This is a genomic window from Pseudoponticoccus marisrubri (genome assembly GCF_001482405.1).
GTDB lineage: Bacteria > Pseudomonadota > Alphaproteobacteria > Rhodobacterales > Rhodobacteraceae > Pseudoponticoccus > Pseudoponticoccus marisrubri.
This window is the reverse complement of the sequence record NZ_LPXO01000005.1, coordinates 110437-127631: the sequence shown is the minus strand read 5'-3', so window position 1 is coordinate 127631 and position 17195 is coordinate 110437. Positions and strand designations below refer to the sequence as shown.

At 69.1% G+C, this 17195-nt stretch carries 17 protein-coding genes; 7 read left to right on the top strand and 10 right to left on the bottom strand.

Annotation, left to right across the window (positions count from 1 at the left end; genetic code table 11):
• The first annotated feature begins 2 nt into the window (after positions 1 to 2).
• Complete coding sequence (locus tag AVJ23_RS10280) at positions 3 to 1712, top strand: ABC transporter permease (protein WP_058862102.1); 1710 nt, start codon at positions 3 to 5, stop codon at positions 1710 to 1712.
• On the opposite strand, the gene AVJ23_RS10275 is transcribed toward AVJ23_RS10280, so the two are convergent.
• Both AVJ23_RS10275 and AVJ23_RS10270 read right to left on the bottom strand, forming a co-directional pair.
• Complete coding sequence (locus tag AVJ23_RS10275) at positions 1693 to 2235, bottom strand: HD domain-containing protein (RefSeq protein ID WP_058862101.1); 543 nt, start codon at positions 2233 to 2235, stop codon at positions 1693 to 1695. The two genes, AVJ23_RS10280 and AVJ23_RS10275, sit on opposite strands and share 20 nt — an antisense overlap.
• Positions 2236 to 2238: 3 nt before the next feature.
• Complete coding sequence (locus tag AVJ23_RS10270) at positions 2239 to 3279, bottom strand: ABC transporter ATP-binding protein (RefSeq protein ID WP_058862100.1); 1041 nt, start codon at positions 3277 to 3279, stop codon at positions 2239 to 2241.
• A gap of 294 nt (positions 3280 to 3573) precedes the next feature.
• Between AVJ23_RS10270 and AVJ23_RS10265 the strand changes: the two genes are divergently transcribed.
• Positions 3574 to 4824, top strand: a complete 1251-nt coding sequence (locus AVJ23_RS10265) for an MFS transporter (RefSeq protein WP_058862099.1) — start codon at positions 3574 to 3576, stop codon at positions 4822 to 4824.
• 173 nt (positions 4825 to 4997) lie between these two features.
• Here AVJ23_RS10265 and AVJ23_RS10260 read toward each other — a convergent pair whose 3' ends face one another.
• The 6 genes from AVJ23_RS10260 to AVJ23_RS10235 all read right to left on the bottom strand — a co-directional run bounded on the left by AVJ23_RS10260 (position 4998) and on the right by AVJ23_RS10235 (position 9164).
• Entirely contained in the window at positions 4998 to 5543 is a 546-nt protein-coding gene (locus AVJ23_RS10260; RefSeq protein ID WP_058862098.1) for a YdeI/OmpD-associated family protein, read from the bottom strand.
• Between the two features lie 37 nt (positions 5544 to 5580).
• Entirely contained in the window at positions 5581 to 6312 is a 732-nt protein-coding gene (locus AVJ23_RS10255; protein WP_084794455.1) for a DUF4386 family protein, read from the bottom strand.
• Entirely contained in the window at positions 6309 to 7175 is an 867-nt protein-coding gene (locus tag AVJ23_RS10250; RefSeq protein ID WP_058862097.1) for an SDR family oxidoreductase, read from the bottom strand. The genes AVJ23_RS10255 and AVJ23_RS10250 overlap by 4 nt, the downstream gene beginning before the upstream one ends.
• 14 nt (positions 7176 to 7189) lie before the next feature.
• A complete protein-coding gene (locus tag AVJ23_RS10245) occupies positions 7190 to 7558 on the bottom strand; it encodes a hypothetical protein (protein ID WP_058862096.1) in 369 nt (122 codons plus the stop codon).
• A gap of 130 nt (positions 7559 to 7688) precedes the next feature.
• Complete coding sequence (locus tag AVJ23_RS10240) at positions 7689 to 8054, bottom strand: glycine zipper family protein (RefSeq protein WP_058862095.1); 366 nt, start codon at positions 8052 to 8054, stop codon at positions 7689 to 7691.
• A 99-nt stretch (positions 8055 to 8153) separates the two neighbouring features.
• Positions 8154 to 9164 (bottom strand): AraC family transcriptional regulator, encoded by a 1011-nt coding sequence (locus tag AVJ23_RS10235; protein WP_058862094.1) that lies wholly within the window; start codon positions 9162 to 9164, stop codon positions 8154 to 8156.
• Positions 9165 to 9276: 112 nt separating this feature from the next.
• Between AVJ23_RS10235 and AVJ23_RS10230 the strand changes: the two genes are divergently transcribed.
• Complete coding sequence (locus AVJ23_RS10230; RefSeq protein WP_157772657.1) at positions 9277 to 10251, top strand: alpha/beta fold hydrolase; 975 nt, start codon at positions 9277 to 9279, stop codon at positions 10249 to 10251.
• A gap of 24 nt (positions 10252 to 10275) precedes the next feature.
• Here AVJ23_RS10230 and AVJ23_RS10225 read toward each other — a convergent pair whose 3' ends face one another.
• On the bottom strand, positions 10276 to 10776 hold the full coding sequence (locus AVJ23_RS10225; protein ID WP_058862092.1) for a helix-turn-helix domain-containing protein: 501 nt from the start codon (positions 10774 to 10776) through the stop codon (positions 10276 to 10278).
• Between the two features lie 215 nt (positions 10777 to 10991).
• On the opposite strand from AVJ23_RS10225, the gene AVJ23_RS10220 reads away from it, so the two are divergent.
• From AVJ23_RS10220 to AVJ23_RS10210, 3 genes are read left to right on the top strand one after another with little or no spacing between them, the layout of a single operon-like run.
• Positions 10992 to 12389, top strand: coding sequence for an alginate export family protein (locus AVJ23_RS10220; protein WP_058862091.1), 1398 nt, complete (start codon positions 10992 to 10994; stop codon positions 12387 to 12389).
• Positions 12390 to 12417: 28 nt separating this feature from the next.
• Positions 12418 to 13710 carry a serine hydrolase domain-containing protein gene (locus tag AVJ23_RS10215; protein WP_240484598.1) on the top strand — a complete coding sequence of 431 codons (1293 nt, stop codon included), beginning with the start codon at positions 12418 to 12420 and terminating at the stop codon, positions 13708 to 13710.
• A complete protein-coding gene (locus AVJ23_RS10210; RefSeq protein WP_058862089.1) occupies positions 13707 to 14213 on the top strand; it encodes a hypothetical protein in 507 nt (168 codons plus the stop codon). Before AVJ23_RS10215 ends, AVJ23_RS10210 begins: the two co-directional genes overlap by 4 nt.
• A 13-nt stretch (positions 14214 to 14226) precedes the next feature.
• Here AVJ23_RS10210 and AVJ23_RS10205 read toward each other — a convergent pair whose 3' ends face one another.
• Entirely contained in the window at positions 14227 to 15276 is a 1050-nt protein-coding gene (locus AVJ23_RS10205) for an alpha/beta hydrolase (RefSeq protein WP_099045492.1), read from the bottom strand.
• 230 nt (positions 15277 to 15506) lie between these two features.
• On the opposite strand from AVJ23_RS10205, the gene AVJ23_RS10200 reads away from it, so the two are divergent.
• Positions 15507 to 17144 (top strand): alpha/beta hydrolase, encoded by a 1638-nt coding sequence (locus AVJ23_RS10200; RefSeq protein ID WP_240484597.1) that lies wholly within the window; start codon positions 15507 to 15509, stop codon positions 17142 to 17144.
• The last annotated feature ends 51 nt before the right edge of the window (positions 17145 to 17195 follow it).

Genomic DNA, 17195 nt, shown 5'->3' with positions numbered 1-17195 from the left:
TCTTGAAAGTCCTCGGAAAGCTGTGCGGCGGCGAGGGGGTGACCCTCGCCGCCATCACGTTTGTCGCCATCGCGCTGTTTGTCTTCCCGCTGGGTCTTCTGGCCCGGATCGGGCTGACGGAGGGCGGCGCGCTGTCACTCGGCCCGCTGAGCGAGGCGCTGTCCAGCCGGTCGGTCCTGCGCGCGCTCACCCATTCGCTGGTCACCGCGTTCTTTTCCTCGGCGCTGTCGCTGGTCGCCGGCACCTGCATCGCGCTGGTGCTGGGGCTGACCGATATCCGATGGAAGGGCAGTTTTGCCTTCCTGCTGCTGATCCCGATGATGATCCCGCCGCATGTGACCGCTATCGCCTGGATCCAGGCGATGGGGCCGTCCTCGCCGATCCTGCGCACGCTGGGCCTTGCACCCGAGCTGGGCGCGACCCATCCGCTCTACTCCGCCGGCGGCATGATCTTCCTGCTGGGCGTCCAGCACACGCCGCTGGTCTTCCTCGTCGTGCTGGCCGCGCTGCGCGCGCTGCCGCGCGAGATGAGCGATGCCGCCCGCATCGCCGGGGCCACGCCGCTCTACCTGTTGCGCCGCATCCTGCTGCCATTGCTGGCGCCGACGCTGATCGCCGGTTTCGCGCTGGCCTTCGTCTCGGCGCTGGGGAATTTCGGGATCCAGGCGCTTCTGGGCATCCCGGCGCGCTACATCACGCTGCCGGTGCTGATCTGGCAGAGGCTGGCCAGTTTCGGCCCCTCGGTGCTGACCGACGTGGCGGTGATAGCCGCGGTGCTGGCGCTGGTCTCGGTGGGGATCATCCTGGCACAGACGACGCTTCTGGCGCGCAGCCGCGCCCGGCTGATCGGCCCGCCGCAACCGCCGCTGCATATCGCGCTGGGGCCGCTTCGGCCCTGGACCGAGGCCGGGCTGGTCCTGCTGATCGTGGCGACACTCGTGTTGCCGATCACGGCGCTCGTGGCCACGGCGCTGGTCTCGACCTACGGGCTGCCGCTGACTGCCGAGACGGTCACGTTCGACAATTTCACCGAGATCCTGTTCCGCCAGTCGGCCACCGCACGGGCCTTCCTGAACTCGACGCTCACCGCCGGGGCGGCGGCCCTTCTGATCGCGCTTGGCTGCATCTTCCTTGCCCGCTTCATGACCTCGCCGCGCCGGCCGGCCCGGCGGCTGGCAACCGGGCTCGCCACGCTGGCCGAGATGACCTATGCCATTCCCGGCCTCGTGATCTCGATCGCCTTCATCCTGGCCTTCATCAAGCCGCTGCCACTGATCGAGGTCTCGCTGTACAACACGCTGGGCATCATCTTCCTCGCCTATCTCTGCGCCTTCTTCGCGATCGCGCTCAAGCCGGTCTCGGCCGCCTATGTGCAGCTGGACCCCGCGCTGGACGAGGCCGCGCGCATCGCGGGCGCACCGTTCCTGATGCGGATGCGGCGGATTTTCCTGCCGCTCATCGCGCCGGCGGCCGCCTCGGGGGCGATCCTGGTCTTTCTGACCGCCTATAACGAGGTCACGGTGTCGGCGCTGCTCTGGTCGACGGGCAACGAGACCATCGGCACCACGATCTACAATTACGAGGATGGCGGCTATACCACGCTGGCCGCGGCCATGTCCTCGGTCACCGTGCTGGCCACGATCGTTCTGATGGTCCTGCTGGACCGGCTGGGCCGCCGCGCGCCGCCGGGCGTCATTCCGTGGCGGATCTGAGCGGCGCAGCGAGACACGGCCCGAACTCGGCCTCGATGGCCATGAAATCCGGCCGAGCCTCTTCCATCGCCGCCAGAAGCGCGGCGTTGCCGGCATGGCGTACCGCGATCTCGGCCAACCGCTCGGACTGGGACAGGCGCTCGCCCCGCGGGCCCGAGCGGAGGTCGCAGAAGGTCAGCGCGCGGCTGAGCGCCGTGTCCATCATCCGGCAAACCGGGCCATAGTGCGCCACCAGGTCGGGGCGGCTGCGCTGCGCCAGTGCCCGCGCGCCGGAATGGTGCAGGACCGCATCCACGATCTCGGTATCGAGCCCGTCGCGCCGCGCCACCAGCGCGCCGTCGACCGGGTGGAAGCCGGTCACGACCAGCGAAGGGGCGTAGCCGATATCGTGATAGGCGGCTGCCAGGACGAGCCGGCCGCCGAAGCACCGGCGCGCCTCCAACGCGCGGGCGGTCTGCATGACCCGCCGGATATGGGCAAGCCGGTCGGCACCGGCCGGGAAGAGGCGCTCGGGGTCCCGCATACCCTAGCCCGGCAGGATCCAGCCGTGGCGGATGCGCACGCAGACCCCCTGCCCCGGCACCAGCGGCGCGCCATGCGACAGAGTCAGGACCGCCCCGCCGGCCAGCTCCAGCTCGGCCTCCCACGTGCCGCCCCGATAGAAGGTCTCGCGCACGGTGCCGGTCAGCGCCCCGGGCTCTGCCCCGGGCAGGATCTCGATCGCCTCGGGGCGCAGGATCGCCAGCGCATCGCCAGGCGCCTGCCCCGCGGTGGCCTCTGCCGGGAAGCGCACGCCGTCCAGCTCCGCCATGTGATCGCCGTAGCGCACCGGCACCACCGCGCCATGGCCGATGAACTCGGCCACCTCGCGCGAGCGCGGCCGGTCATAGATCTCCTGCGGGGTGCCGACCTGCAGGAACCGGCCATTGCGCATCACCGCCATACGATCGGCCAGCGCCATCGCCTCGCGCTGGTCATGGGTGATGTAGATCGTCGTCGCGCCCGAGGAGCGGTGGAAGCCCAGCAACTCCCGCTCCATCGTGGCGCGCAGATGCGGGTCGAGATTGGCCAGCGGCTCGTCCATCAGGATCGTCCGCGCCCCGCCGGCAAGGCAGCGTGCCAAGGCCACCCGCTGCCGCTGCCCGCCCGACAGCGCTTCGGGCCGGCGCTCGGCCAGCCCGTCGAGCGACACCGTCCGCAGATGCGGCTCGGCCGCCTCGGCCGCGGCCTTGCGGGCCATGCCGGCCGCCTGCAGCGGAAAGGCCACGTTGTCCCGCACGCTCATATGCGGCCAGAGCGCATAGGACTGGAAGACGAACCCCGTCTCACGCGCCTCGGGCGAGACCATGACACCCGCGCCGGCAACGGTTTCGCCATGCAGCCGGATCGTGCCCCGGTCGGGCGCGTCGAGCCCCGCGATCAGGCGCAGAAGCGTGCTCTTGCCGCAGCCGGATTCGCCGACGATCACGAAAAGCTCGCGCGGCGCGATGTGAAAGCTCACACCATCCACGGCGGGCGTGCCCGCATATGTCTTGCCAAGCTCGTGGACCTCGATCCCGCCGTCCATTCCGGTGCTGCCTCCTGATACCTGTCCTGTTTCGTGCGCCGCTTCTGTCGCATTCCCGTGACAGGCCCATGACAGGTGCCCCGCCCCGGTTGCGGGGTGCATGGCCGCGCCCGCCGGGTCACGCAAGCCGATTGCGACCGCGCCGGCGATCACGACACGGGCACGGCGGAAAAATTCCGCCTGTCCGGGGGCATCGGCGCTTGCAATCGCGGCCCTGACATAGTTGGGCTGGGCGCGCGGATGCCTGGCCCAAGGGTGCCGCGGACACAGACCCGAATGCCGCGAGGTCCCGAAATGACAGTCATCCTGCACGTTTGGGCCCTGCTATTCGGCGTGCTCCTCATCATGATCGGCAACGGCATGCAGTCCACGCTGATGGGCGTGCGCGGCGGGCTGGAGGGATTCTCGACATTCGAGCTGTCGGTCGTGACCTCGGCCTATTTCGCGGGTTTCCTGATCGGCTCGCGCCTGGCGTCGAGCTTCATCCGAAGCGTAGGTCACGTGCGCGTCTTCGCGGCGCTCGGCTCGTTCATGTCGGCCGGGCTGATCGCCTTCCCGATCTTCGTCGAACCCTGGGCCTGGGCGGTCATCCGCCTGCTGCTGGGGTTCTGCCTGTCGGGCGTCTACGTCTCGGCCGAGAGCTGGCTGAACGACAAGGCGACCAACACGACCCGCGGCACCATCCTGTCGGCCTACATGCTGGCCCAGACCTTCGGGCTTGTCGGCGCGCAGGTGCTGGTCGGCGTGACCCCGGTCGACACCTTTGCCGTCTTCGCGGTGGCCTCGATCCTCGTCTCGCTCTCCTTCGCGCCGATCCTGCTGTCGGCCAGCCCGGTGCCGCTGGCCGAGAACATCAAGCCGATGAGCCTCAAGCGCCTCTACCAGACCTCGCCGCTTGCCACGGTGGGCACGCTGCTGCTGGGCGGCGTGTTCGCGGCCCAGCTTGGCATGGCCTCGGTCTATGGCAGCGAGATCGGCCTGTCGACGGGCCGGATCACGCTGTTCGTCGCCGCCATCTTCCTCGGCTCCATCGTCTTCCAGGTCCCGGTGGGCTGGCTGTCGGACATCTTCGACCGGCGCCTGCTGATCCTGGGCGTCGCGGTGATCGGCGGCGCTGCCAGCCTGACGCCCTGGGTCCTGGGCCCCGCCTTTCCGGTGCTGCTGGGCACGGGCTTCATGATGGGCGGCATGGCCTCGCCGCTCTATTCCCTGCTGATCGCCTATTGCAACGACTACCTCGAGCTCGAGGACATGCCCGCCGCCTCCGGCGGCATGATCTTCATCTACGGGCTTGGCGCCATTGCCGGCCCGCTCATCACAGGGCAGATGATGGATGTGATCGGGGATGACGGGTTCTGGCTGTTCATCGCCGGCACCTTCCTGGCGATTGCCGCCTGGTGCGCCTACCGCATGACCGTGCGCTCGGCGCCGCCCTCGGGTGAGGCAAGCGACTACGTCTCGCTCTCGCCGACCGCGTCGCAGGTGGCCGTCACCGCGGTGACCGAGTGGACCTCGGAGCAGGAGAGCGAGGACGAGAGCGAATGAGCTTCCGTGGCGGCGGCAACCGACTGTGAGGTCGGACCTGGATCTGGCGTCAAGTGCGGCTCAAGGCTGACCGCGCCGACCGGCACCTCCCGGCCATAGACGACGGCGCGCAGGTTCGGCACCGGCACGTCGTCCATGATGCCGGACAGGCCCGCCCGGCAGACCCGCACCGGTTACATCTGCGGTAGCTTTCGGCCCTCGCGCGTCGCGGCCGCGACCGTGTCGATCCGCTTGCGCCGCGTTGCCTCGGTCTTGGCAAGCTTGATCCATCGCAGCATGTTGCGCCGGTAGGACGGGGCAAGCGCATCCCATTTCCCGTGATCAAGCACGGCCGCAAGATCCTCGGGCACAATCAGCGCATCGACATCGTCGTAGAAGTTCCACAGCCCCGAGGCCCGGCCAGCCTCGATCGCGGCCTCGCCGGCCGCGTGCATCCGACCCTCGCGCCTCAGGCGTTCGGCACGGTCCTTGTAGCTCTTCGACCATGCCTGCTGCTTGCGCGGCGAGATGAGTTGCGCGGTGCGATCGGCGTCCACGACGAACCGGCGCCCGTCGATCCACCCATGCGCGATCAGCGCGTCGAGCACCTCTTCGCGCCCGACATGTTTCTCGCGATGCGCGGCTTTCCAGGTGACCAGACGCAGGCTGTTCGGCGATGCGTGGTTCTCGGCCAGCCAGGCCCAAAGCTGTTCGGAGGTCTGGATCTCGAGGTCTTGCATATCGCTTAGATAGGCGCCGTGTTGCCGTCGTCACCTGTCAGGTCAGTCGGAAACAGCATCGGACGGGCCCGCGCGCCTGTCCCGGATGCGACCGCTCGCGCGTGGCTTGAACACCCTGCCGACCCGGCCGCAAGAGCGCGCCACCGACCAAGAGGAACCAGGCGATGGCGCCAAGGCCGAATGCGGCGCCGGCGCTCTCTGAAAGTGGCGGAAACACCGTCAGCAGCCCGGCGACCCCGGTCAGCAGCCCGAGCCAGGCGATGGGCTTGCCGAAGACGCCGCTTGCCCGTCCGGCGAGGCTGACCATCCCGATCCAAGCGCCGCCGGCGATCTCGTTGCCGCCGCCGAGACCCAGCTCGACCGCGTGCAGCACCTGCCACAGGGCGGCCGCGGCCTCGGGGTCGGCGACCAGCGTGTGGGCGCGTTCCACGGCGACATTGGCAATCATCCCGGCGCCCAGCACGAGCGTGGCCCAGACCAGGCCGAGCGCCCCGGTTAGCGCCGCGGCATCGGGCCTGGTTGACGCAATCCGCTGGCGCAGCGCCACGACCAGCACCACGAGCGCCAGCGCGTTCACGACATAGATCACCGTATTCCAGGCGATCAGCACAGCGGGCCGCTCCGCGATGAAGGCAACGACCGCGGCGGCGTCGATCCGATCCGTGCCGAACCCCAGCGGAGCGAGCACGGTGAGCAGCAGGGCGAAACCTGCAAGGTAGGTCGCGGCGCAGGTCAGCGCGGCGAGCCCTCCGGCCTTGGCAAATGTCATGGATGGCCCCCTTCCGGCGCATGAGCAGACCCGGCAACCAATTCCGCGAAATGATCAGCCAGATGCCGCGTGCCGAACCGCGGCGCGACCATGTCCTGCCCCAGCGCGGTCAGGAAGAAGCGCGCCGGGCCGCCGATCCGCCGCGGCAGGATCGGCAGGAGGGCCAAAGCGGCACGGCGCAACACGTCCGGCAGATACGTGATGCGCGGCGCGGTCCCCAGCGCGGCAAAGGCGGCGCGGGCGATCTCGGCCTGCGTCATCACGTCGGGGCCGCCGATCTCGACCCAGCCGCGCCCCGCCTCGGTCGCCTCGGCGGTCGCGACCGCGAGGTCGGCACCGTGAATGGGGTTCAGGCGCCGCGTTCCGTCCCCGAACAACCAGACGCGGCCGCTCTGCGCCATCGCCAGGATCTCGCCCATGTCCGAGAAATAGCCGGTGGGCGCGATCACCGTCGCGGCCATGTCCGAGGCATGTAGCGCCGCGACGAAGGCGGATTTCGCTTCGACCAGCGGCACGCCCGCCATGGCCTCGGCGTTCAGCACATGCACATAGGCAAAGCGGCCGACTCCGGCGGCCTCGGCCGCGCGCAGCAGGTTCAGGTTGGCCTGGTAGTCGACCTCGCGGTAGCCGAGCCCATCGGCCTGCCGCGTGATGCCGAGCGACGAGACGACGAGATCCACCCCGTCCATGAGCCCCTTGAGGGTTTCCGGCCGTGTGGCCTCGGCCTCGACCAGCAGGTCGGCCAGCCCCTCTGCCCGGGCCGCATCGCGGACCAGCGCGGTGACATGGTGGCCGCGCCGAGCATATTCGGCGCAGAGATAGCGCCCGAGATAGCCGGTCGCGCCGGCAACGAGAACGTTCATGGAGCGTCTCCGGGTCAGAGGAAGCCGACGCCAAGCGCGGCGGCGGCCATGAGGGACAGGACAGGCGTCCAGAGCAGCCGCTCCGGGCGCGAGGGGCTGGCGGCATTCGCGACCAGCGACAGGATCGTCAGGGTCAGCGCCGGCCAGAAGAGCGGGGCCAGCGGCGCGGCGCCGAGGCCGGCCCGCGCCAGCACCGCACCGGCCATGGTGACCAGCAGCCCGGCCTGCACCAGCGCCAGTACGCGCCAGGCGGGTGGCAGGGTGCGGGGAAACCGCCCGCCCACGGTCAGCCGGCCCAGCGGGGCGCCTGCCGTGACGGCGAGGTGCATGACCACGGGCAGCGCGGCCAGGCCGGCATAGCAAAGGGCAAGTGTCGTGGTCATGTCGCGCCCTCCGAGCGGTCGGCGGGACGCGCCGGCCGGGTCCGCAATGATCCGGCAGCCTGGGGCCGGCCGGTCAGCAGGCGATGGAGACCGTGCATGCGGGTGCGGTTGTACGGCATGGCGCCCTCCCTCAGTTCACCACCGCGTGGCCGCGGCCGCGCAGGCAGTTCAGCACGATGGTCTTGCGGGTCTCGCTGGCCTCGGACGCGCCGGCGGCGGCCCCGGCCAGCGCGCCGACAACGGCGCCTTCCAGCGCGTCGCCCTCGTCATCGACCTCGCCCAGCACGCCGCCGATCCCGGCGCCAAGCGCCGCGGCCGCCATGGTCTGGCGGTCGAGCTGCGACTGGTTGCGGGCAAGACCCCGGCAGGCGGCAAGGTCGCTCTGGAACTGCGCGGTCGGGGCGCCATCGAGGATCGGGTTCACATCTGCGCCGGAATGGGCACAGGCCCCAAGCAGGGCGGCCAGGGCAAGCGGGGTCATCAGCATCGGTTTCATGTCATGTCTCCTTCGACGAGTGGTGATGTCGAAGGCGTCTCTACGCTGACATGCGGCACCGCGGCATGACCGGAGCGCTCAACGGGTTGACCCTGGACATCAATCGGCGCGCCACGCGGTCGGGCTGACCCCGGTCCAGCGGCGGAAGGCGCGCACGAAAGCCGAGGCCTCGGAAAAGCCCAGCAGGTAGGCCGTCTCTCCGACCGAGACCTTGCGCGCGCCGAGGTAGTCCATCGCCATCCGCCGGCGCAGATCGTCATGGACCTGTGCAAAGGTCACGCCCTCGTCCTTGAGCCGCCGGTAGAGCGTCTGACGGCTCATCCCGAGATCGCGGGCGATGCGGTCCATCGATAGCGTGCCTTCGTGCAGGTCGGCCAGCATCCGGGTCTCGACCGCGGCCCGCACCGTGTCGCGCGTGGCAAGATCCGCCAGCAGCGCATCGGCATGGCGCGTGAAGATGCCGAAGACATAGTCCTTGCCGCCATCGAAGGCCGCGTCGAGCCAGACCGGGTTGATGCGCAGCGCGTTGCGCGGCGCGCGGAACGTCACCGGCACCCGGAAGAGATCGGGGTAGCGGTTCGCGTGCGGTGGCGGGGCGTAGGTCACTTCCAGCGCCTGCTCGAACGGGTGCTCCGGCGCAGAGCGGCGGAATTCCGAGATGAAGCGCGCAAAGCCCGCCTCGGTCGCCATCCAGCTGCCGTCGCAGGGGCGGTGATCGACCAGCCAGACCGCCTCGCCCTCGCGCGTGAGGTCGAACCGCTCCCGCCCGCCGGGGATCGGCACATCGGCCATCAGCCGCGCGTAGCGGTTCAGCTGGCCCAGGCTGTGCGGGAAGGAGGTCGAGGCATGCACGATCTGGCCCACGATCGACATCGTCTCGAGCCGCGTCTCGAGCACGTGGCGCAGCAGCAGCGAGGTGTCGCCTGTCGCCTCGATCGCCGCGCCGATCAGCGCCTGGTAGGCGGCGATCGGGATGCGGGTGTCCTGGTCGGCCAGATCGCCCGGGCTGAGCTTTGAGGCCGCGAGCAGACCGTCCCGCGGCGCCCCTTCGGCTACCGCGTAGTCAAGGAACGCGGTCGCGAAACCGGCGGCCATGGTCTGGTCGGACATGCGGCAGTCCCTTTGGGTCAAGATCATGATGCGCCCGGTCATGCCCTTGCCCAAGCGGCGCGTGCAGAATGTCCCAGGACATGACGCAAGGACAACCCCTATGCTGCCCCCCATGCTTGCCCTGCTTGCCACGCTGCTCGGTCTGCTCGTCCTGCTGCTCTGGATCACGCGGGGGCCGCCGCAGGTCCCGGCCACGGTGATCGACGACCCCAGCTTGCCGCGTCTTGCCGGAGACGGTGTCCGGTTGCACGGGCGCATCGCCGGAGCCGATGGCGCGCCGCTGGTCATCGTCCTGCATGGCGGGCCGGGGGGCGATCATCGTTCGCTGCGGGCTCTGGAGGGGCTGAGCGACATTTACCGCGTCCTGTTCTACGACCAGCGCGGGGCAGGCCTGTCGGAGAGGGTCACGGAAGACCGCCTGGGCATGCAAGACCACCTTGCCGATCTCGATGCGCTGATCGCGGCGCATGGCGGCGGCCCTGTCGTGCTGGTCGGCCATTCATGGGGTGCGATGCTGGCGACGGCCTATCTGGGGCATCGTCCTGAGGCCGTATCGCAGGCCGTGCTGATCGAGCCCGGCTTCCTTGACGCAGCCGGTCTTGCCGCCTTCGAGAGCCGGCGCGCCAGGCTGTCGCGCAGCCCGCGCGTGCTCTGGGCCGGGCTGCTGGCGGGGTTCCGTGCCCGCGGCGTGACAGGCGATGCCGATGCGGCGCGGGACAGCATCGTCGGGACCGTCATCCATGCCTTCGCCAACCACCCGGCCAACCCCTATCACTGCCGCGGTCGTGCCTATGACGCCCCCGCCTGGCGCTTCGGCAGCCGGGCGAGCGATGCGTTCTGGTGCGATCCCTCGACCGTGCTTGACGCCATGGCACCGGGCTTGACCTTCTCCGGCCCCGTCCTGATCGTCGCCGGAGGCTGCAATGACTGGACCGGCGCGCCGCTTCAGGCCCGGCACATCGGACTCTTCCCGGATGCGCGAATGGAAGTGATCGAGGGCGCAGGGCATGATACCACCTGGGACCGGCCCGAGGCGACGCTGAGCGCAATCCGGTCCTTCCTTGCCCGGCCGCCGGGTGGGTCCTAGCCCGGAGGCCGCGCCCCCATACGCTCAGCGACCGGGGGGTTCGTGGCGTGGTCCGGATTCCGGTGCCTTGCCCTGTGCCGCCTCCACGACCTTCAGCAGCGCGGCGAGATAGGCAATCGTGTCGCCGGTCCCGTCCTGCAGGTCGGTGGCCGCGTCCCGTGTCACCGAAAGGCGGCCACCGGGGCGGCGCGCCACCCATCCTTTTTCCTGCAGTAGGGCCACTTTCCGCCGGACCGTCTCGCGCGGGATGCCGGAATAATCGGCGACCGACTGGATGTTGATCGGCAGGGGCGTGTCGTCCTCCTCCCCGTGGGTGAGGCGGTCGAGCTCGGCCAGCTGCGGGGCCCACTGCGCGCTCTGCGTGCGGCTCGCGATCACCGCAAGGACCAGAACAAGGTCGAGGTCCCCGTCGAAGCGCGCGCGCAGCTGCACGAGCAGGTGGGTGAACCCCTCGAGATGCGCGGGCCAGATCGTCTGGAAATGATCCCGGATAAAGGCGCCCTGCCGAGTATTTCGCATCGGCATGAAATCTCCTGTTCAATTTCGCCCAATCTGGGCGAGGCGCGCCTTTCCGGCCACCGAAATCCTGCTAGTTTCAAACGAAATAATATTAGGCCCAGATGATGCAATTCGAAACTTCCCTTCGTCAAGCGCGGCGCACCCGCCAATCCACCGGCCCGGGACAGGATGTTGCCGCGCAGGGATCTGGCCGTGACCGCAAGCGGTTGGCAGCCTGTGCCATGCTTCTGGCCTGCTGGGGCGCGATGCCGGCACAGGCGCAGGAGCGCGATCCGATGCTGTTCCACCAGCAGGGCGGGCTGACCGTGCGCGGACACCTGCAATTCGGCCTGAACGTTGTGGCCGAGCGCAACCTGTTCTGGGACCTCGCGGCGACGACCAACCCGGGCAGCGGCTTTGATCCCGACACGAACTGGCTGGAAGCCTATATCAAGCCCGGTCTCAGCTTCGTCTACCAGCTTGATGCCGGGTCCGAGTTTTACGGCAAGCTGTCCGCCGTCTCGTCCTACACCCTGGGCACGGACGCGTTCGACACGGGCGATACCGGTGCCTCGACGCTGGAAGAGGCCTATCTGGGCCTCCGGGGCCGGCTGGGATCGGGCCTGTCCTATGACCTGTCGCTGGGTCGGCGCGAGCTGACGCTGGGCACGGGCATGCTGATCGCCAATGGCGCGACCAGCGGGTTCGAGCGCGGCGCGCTGAAATTCGGCCCGCGCAAGGCATGGGAACGGGCCGCGATCGGGCGGCTCTCCTATGCGAACGTGACGGGGACGGTGTTCTATCTCGATCCGAACGAGTTGCCCTCGACCGATGGCGAGAACGCGCTGGCGGGTATCGACCTGCGGTATGACGACCGCGGGGGCGGCTATCTGGGCATGACCTATGTGGACGTGCTCCGCTCCAACTCGCCCTACCCGCAGGCGGCCCCCGGCGGCGTCGGCGCGCCGACGGTGACCCCGGGCGCGCGGGAGGGCACGCGCACGCTTGGGCTGTATGGCCGAACGCCTTCGTTCGACGGTGCGCTGGAGAACTGGGTCTTTACCGGCGAGGTCGCCCTGCAGAGGAACGACCGGATCGACCTGAGGGCCTGGGCCGGGCGGGTGACGGCGGGCTACACCTTCGCAGGCCTGCCGTGGCGCCCGAACGTGACGCTGGGCTACCAGACCTTCTCGGGCGACGATCCCGACACCACGACGCTGGAACGGTTCGACCCGCTCTACTACCAGGGCAGCCCCAGCGCCTGGGCGACGGGGTCGAAATCCGCCTCGACCTTCATCAATTCGAACGTGAACGCGCTGTCGCTGGCCGTACAGGTCAAGCCCACGCGGCAGGACACATGGACGCTGCGCTATGCCCATATCCGGGCAAACGAGCTGAACAGCCCCGTCCAGTTCGGCCAGGCGACCCGGGTCAACGTGAACGGGAACGTGGTCTCCGGCGTCACCGAGGCGCACCTGGCCGATGACCTGTTCGTCGAATACAGCCGCATCATCAATCGCAACACGTTTCTGACAGCCGGTGTCTCGGCCTCCTTCCCGGGGGCCGCGATCGACAATGTGGTCAGCGGCAGCGCTGCCCCGTGGACAGGAGGATTCATCAATGTCGTCGTCAATTACTAGGCGCGCCGCATCGGCGCTGGCCCTCGCCGTGACGCTTGCGTCCGGCTCGACCGCGCTGGCGCAAACCGCCCCGTTGTCGGCCGAGGACTCCGACCCCAATGTCATGGGGTGGATGCAGGGGTTCCCGCCGCCGCCGGACAGGATGATCACCCAGCCCGACAGCGTCTATTTCAGCTTTCCGCGGCTGCGCTGGTCGTTCTGCCACCTGCGGGAGTTCCTGCCGACCGAGGAAATCAGCCGCGGACTCGGCGCGCCCATCCCGCTCGATTACGTGGCGCCGGCCGAGTTCGCCGACCTGCGCCAACAGATCGACGCCGTCACCTTCACGCCGCAGAACAGCGACGAGGCGATGACGTGGGAGGAGTCGCTCTTCGCCAACTACACCGACGGCATGCTGATCCTGCACAGGGGGCAGGTCGTCTACGAACGCTATTTCGGCTGTCTCGAAGAGGACGGCAAGCACGCCATCATGTCGATGACCAAGTCCTTCACCGGGCTTCTGGCCGAGATCATGGTGGTCGAGGGCACGCTGGACGACACGGCGCTGGTGCGCGACGTGATCCCCGAGATCGGCGACAGCGCCTTCGCCACCGCCACGGTCCGGCAGGTGATGGACATGACCACGGGCGTGAAATACTCCGAGGATTATTCCGATCCGAATGCCGATATCTGGCTCTATTCCCGCGCCGCCAGCCCCTTGCCCAAGCCCGAAGGCTATGACGGCCCCGACGGCTACTGGGAATATCTTCAGCAGGTGGCGCCCGAGGGCACTCACGGCGACACATTCCACTACAAGACCATCAACTCGGACATGCTGGGCTGGATCATCAGCCGCGTCTCCGGCAAGGCGGTAACCGAGCTGGCCTCGGACCGGCTCTGGCGCCCGATGGGGGTGGAGCAGGCCGCCTACCAGACGGTCGACGGCAAGGGCGTGCCCTTCGCAGGCGGCGGCATCACCGCGGGGCTGCGCGATCTGGGCCGGCTGGGCCAGCTGATGCTGAACGAGGGCGAGCTGAACGGCACCCGCCTGTTCCCCGCCGAGGTCGCCCGGAACATCGCCGCCGGCGGCGACCGGTCGAAATTCGGCGACGGATTCCCAACCTTCGGCGCCGGCAGCTATACCAGCCAATGGTGGGTCACGCACAACGATCACGGCGCCTATGCGGCCCGCGGCGTGCACGGGCAGACGATCTATGTCGACCCGACGGCCGAGATGGTGCTGGTGCGACTGGCCTCCTACCCGCGGGCGCAGAACGGCTTCATCGACCCGACCTCGCTGCCGGCCTACCAGGCGGTGGCGGAGTTCCTGATGGCGCGATGAGCGGTCGCGGCGCCGACGCGGCGCGGGGCTGGGGGCGGCTGGACAAGGCCGCCTTCGGCATCATCTACGGCGCGATCATGGTTCTGGCCATCCTTCTGGCGCAAGGCAGCCACCCGGCGCCGCCCCAGGAGACGGCGGTGGTGCTGTTCGGGTCGGTGCTGGCCATCACGCTGGCCAAGGCCTTTGCCGAGTTCCTCGGCCACGCGCTCGAGACCACCGAACGCCTGACCCGGCAGGGCTGGCGCGCGGCGTGGGCCCACAGCACGCCGACGCTCGCGGTGGCCAATGTGCCGACGGCGCTGTTCTTGGCGGCCTGGGCCGGGTGGATCGGCCCGCAGACCGCGCTGGTGGCGTCACAGCTGCACTGTGTCGCCCTGCTGGCCGTGCTGGGGGCCCGGGCGGGGTGGGTTCTGGACCACCGCGTTGTCCCGGCGCTCCTCGGGGCGCTGTTTGTCGGCGGGATCGGGGGGCTGTTGTCGATCGTGAAATATCTCATCCATTGATCGCGTGCGCCGCTTACTCTCCCGCCCCCAGATGCCACAGCGTGTCGCCCTGCTGCACCGTGCCGCTGCGCGCCGCGGCCGGCAGATCCCGGTTCAGCAGCTGCTGCAAGTCCGCACCTACAGCGGGGCTGTAGATGTGATAGAGATGCCCCGTCGGCCCCTCGCTGGGCAGGGCGCTGAGGTCGATCACCTCGACCCCGGCAAGCCGCGAGACATCGTTGCCCGCCTCGCCCAGCCGCGGATAGCCGTGCAGCTGCGCCGACAGCGCCAGCGGCCTGTCGCCGGAGGTGACATAGACGGTCAGGCTTTGCGCGATCGGACGGATCCGCGGCAGGATGCGCTCGAAGATCGCGAAATCCACGTCCGGCGCCAGCAGCACCACATGGCCCAGCCGCGTGTCGGGATGCCGGTTGGCCACCTCGGCCAGCGCCAGCATGACACCGCGCGCGCCAAGGCTGTGCCCGATCACGTCCACCTTCCCCGGCCCGAAGCGCCGCTCGAGCTTCAGGATCATCTGCGCCAGATCCGGCAGGCTCCAGTAAAGATCCGCCTCGTCATGGGTGTAGTAGGCCGCGGCACCATCGGACGGCCAGCTGAACCACAAGAACCGCTCGGCAAGATCGGCATTCTGCTGCAGCAGCGCGGCCCGGCGGCAGCCCTTGCCGAAGTCGATGTAATAGCCATGCACATACAGCGCCGGCCCCCGCCCGCCGGCCGTCTGCTGCAACCTGTCGAGGATTTCAGCCGGCGCAGCCTCCTGCACCTCCACGACCTGCAACAGCTCTTCACGCAGGAAATTCGGCGCCACATCGGCCAGGGGCGCGAGCACCCCGAGGTCAAGCTCCTCGACGCGACAGCGGCCCGCTTTCAGATCGCTGCGCGCCCCGCCGTAGTATTCCGCAGGGTCGTCCGAGCCGGTCCGGTTGCGCAAGGTCACAAAGGGAAATTCCACGGTCTTGACCTCCGTCTGCGCCGAGGACGGCACGGGGGCCGCGCAGATCACGGCAGAGACGCCGAGGAGCGCGACGGCGAGCCGCATCACGACGGTTCCGGGACTGCGCATCCTCTTCCTCTCCACACTCGGCCATCCACAAGGCACGGAACCACACCGCCCTTCAAACGAGTGCAGCACGGACAGCGGTTTCCACGCAACCGACAAGAAAGTGAAAGCCCCGCGGCGTTCGCGACTTGGCCAACCCGCTGCCGCCATGACAGGCTTTGCCGGCGTATCGCGCAGCCTCATTGACCGGAGGAGACATGGAATTTCGGCGCCTTGCCAGACTGATCGGACCCGTGTCCGTCCCCTGCCTGTTGCTGGGCCTTCTGTTCTTCGCGGCCTCGCTGACGCCCTCGCTCATCCCCCGCGGGCCGTCGGTGCAGGGCATCCTCGGCGGGCTGGTGATGGCGATCGGCTACCTGATCGGCCAGATCGTGGCGCTGCTCTGGCGGGCCGCCGACCTGCCGCGCCTCTCTGGACGGCCAGCGCACGTGCTGACAGGCGTGGTCGCCGTGCCGCTGGTCGCGGTGTTTCTCTGGGTTCTCGCCTCAAGCCTGACATGGCAGAACGACATCCGCGCCAAGATGGGCATGGCAGAGGCCGATGCGCTGGGGCTGGCCACGATCCTGCTGCTCGCCTTTGCGACCTTTGCCATCGCCTATGCGCTGGGGCGCCTCGTGGCGGCGCTGTTCCGGTTGATCCGGGCGCGGTTCTACCGGATCATGCCGCCGCGCCGCGCCAATGTGCTGGGGGTCGTCGCGGTCGCGCTGATCCTGTTCGTGACGACGCGCGACGGGATCGTCGACCGGGTGGTGACGGGGCTCGACGAAAGCTACGAGGCGGCGCAGGAGCTGTTCGAGAACGCCCCGCCCCCGCCCGAGGATCCGCGCATGACCGGCAGCGCGGCCTCGCTGATCGACTGGGCCTCGATGGGCAAGCCGGGGCGCGACTTCGTCACCTCCGGCCCGACGGCGCAGGACATCGCGGCCTTCACCGGGCGCCCGGCGCGAGACCCCATTCGCGTCTATGTCGGGCGCGCAAACGGCCCGACCCCCGAGGCGCGGGCCGAGCTGGCGCTGGCCGAGCTGATCCGGCAGGGCGCGTTCGAGCGCGAGGTGCTGATCCTGGCCAGCCCCACGGGCACCGGGTGGATGGATCCCGGCTCTCACGACCCGGTCGAGTACATGCATGGCGGCGATATCGCCACGGTGGCCGCCCAGTATTCCTACCTGCAATCGCCGCTGGCCCTGATCCTAGAGACCTCGACCGGGCTGGAGCAGGCGACCGCGCTGCAGGACGTGGTACATGGCTACTGGAAGACGCTGCCCGCCGATGCGCGCCCGCGCCTTTATGTCCACGGGCTGAGCCTTGGCGCCTGGTCCTCGATGTATGCCACGAACCTGTTCCGATTGCTCGACGATCCGATCGACGGCGCCTTCTGGGCCGGGCCGCCCTTCCCCTCGGCCTTCTGGAACTACGTGCAGGAGCATCGCAACCCCGGCTCTCCCTGGGTCTTGCCCGAGGTCGGGGACGGGTCGCTGATCCGCTATGCCTCGCACACGGCCGATGCCTCCGAAGGCGCACCCTGGGGCGAGATGCGCATCGTCTTCCTCCAATACGCAAGCGACCCGGTGGTGTTCTACGACCCCCGCTCGCTCTGGCGCGCGCCGCCTTGGATGCAGGACCCGCCGGCTGCGGACATGACCGAGCATTTCGTCTTCGTGCCCGTCGTCACCCAGTTCCAGCTGGCGCTCGACATGGCGCTGTCCTTCGGCGCGCCGCCGGGCTTCGGGCACGCCTATTATGCGCGGGACTATATCGGGCCCTGGGTCGAGGTCACGGCCCCCCGGGACTGGTCGCCCGCGGACACGGCGCGGCTGAAAGCGCATTGCGACACCGGGTTCCAGCAGGGCTGTTCCAACGCGCCGCGCTGATCCTGTGGCTCCCCTGCCCGACCATGCGAAGGTCCTGACCGGGCGGGGCGA

Excerpts from the sequence above, each read along its gene's own strand:
- AVJ23_RS10205 (WP_099045492.1), bottom strand. The coding sequence starts at position 15,276 with ATGCGCAGTCCCGGAACCGTCGTGATGCGGCTCGCCGTCGCGCTCCTC.
- AVJ23_RS10235 (WP_058862094.1), bottom strand. The coding sequence starts at position 9,164 with ATGTCCGACCAGACCATGGCCGCCGGTTTCGCGACCGCGTTCCTTGAC.
- AVJ23_RS10250 (WP_058862097.1), bottom strand. The coding sequence starts at position 7,175 with ATGAACGTTCTCGTTGCCGGCGCGACCGGCTATCTCGGGCGCTATCTC.
- AVJ23_RS10225 (WP_058862092.1), bottom strand. The coding sequence starts at position 10,776 with ATGCCGATGCGAAATACTCGGCAGGGCGCCTTTATCCGGGATCATTTC.
- AVJ23_RS10230 (WP_157772657.1), top strand. The coding sequence starts at position 9,277 with ATGCTTGCCCTGCTTGCCACGCTGCTCGGTCTGCTCGTCCTGCTGCTC.
- AVJ23_RS10265 (WP_058862099.1), top strand. The coding sequence starts at position 3,574 with ATGACAGTCATCCTGCACGTTTGGGCCCTGCTATTCGGCGTGCTCCTC.
- AVJ23_RS10275 (WP_058862101.1), bottom strand. The coding sequence starts at position 2,235 with ATGCGGGACCCCGAGCGCCTCTTCCCGGCCGGTGCCGACCGGCTTGCC.
- AVJ23_RS10260 (WP_058862098.1), bottom strand. The coding sequence starts at position 5,543 with ATGCAAGACCTCGAGATCCAGACCTCCGAACAGCTTTGGGCCTGGCTG.
- AVJ23_RS10255 (WP_084794455.1), bottom strand. The coding sequence starts at position 6,312 with ATGACATTTGCCAAGGCCGGAGGGCTCGCCGCGCTGACCTGCGCCGCG.
- AVJ23_RS10245 (WP_058862096.1), bottom strand. The coding sequence starts at position 7,558 with ATGACCACGACACTTGCCCTTTGCTATGCCGGCCTGGCCGCGCTGCCC.
- AVJ23_RS10220 (WP_058862091.1), top strand. The coding sequence starts at position 10,992 with ATGCTTCTGGCCTGCTGGGGCGCGATGCCGGCACAGGCGCAGGAGCGC.
- AVJ23_RS10270 (WP_058862100.1), bottom strand. The coding sequence starts at position 3,279 with ATGGACGGCGGGATCGAGGTCCACGAGCTTGGCAAGACATATGCGGGC.
- AVJ23_RS10210 (WP_058862089.1), top strand. The coding sequence starts at position 13,707 with ATGAGCGGTCGCGGCGCCGACGCGGCGCGGGGCTGGGGGCGGCTGGAC.
- AVJ23_RS10240 (WP_058862095.1), bottom strand. The coding sequence starts at position 8,054 with ATGAAACCGATGCTGATGACCCCGCTTGCCCTGGCCGCCCTGCTTGGG.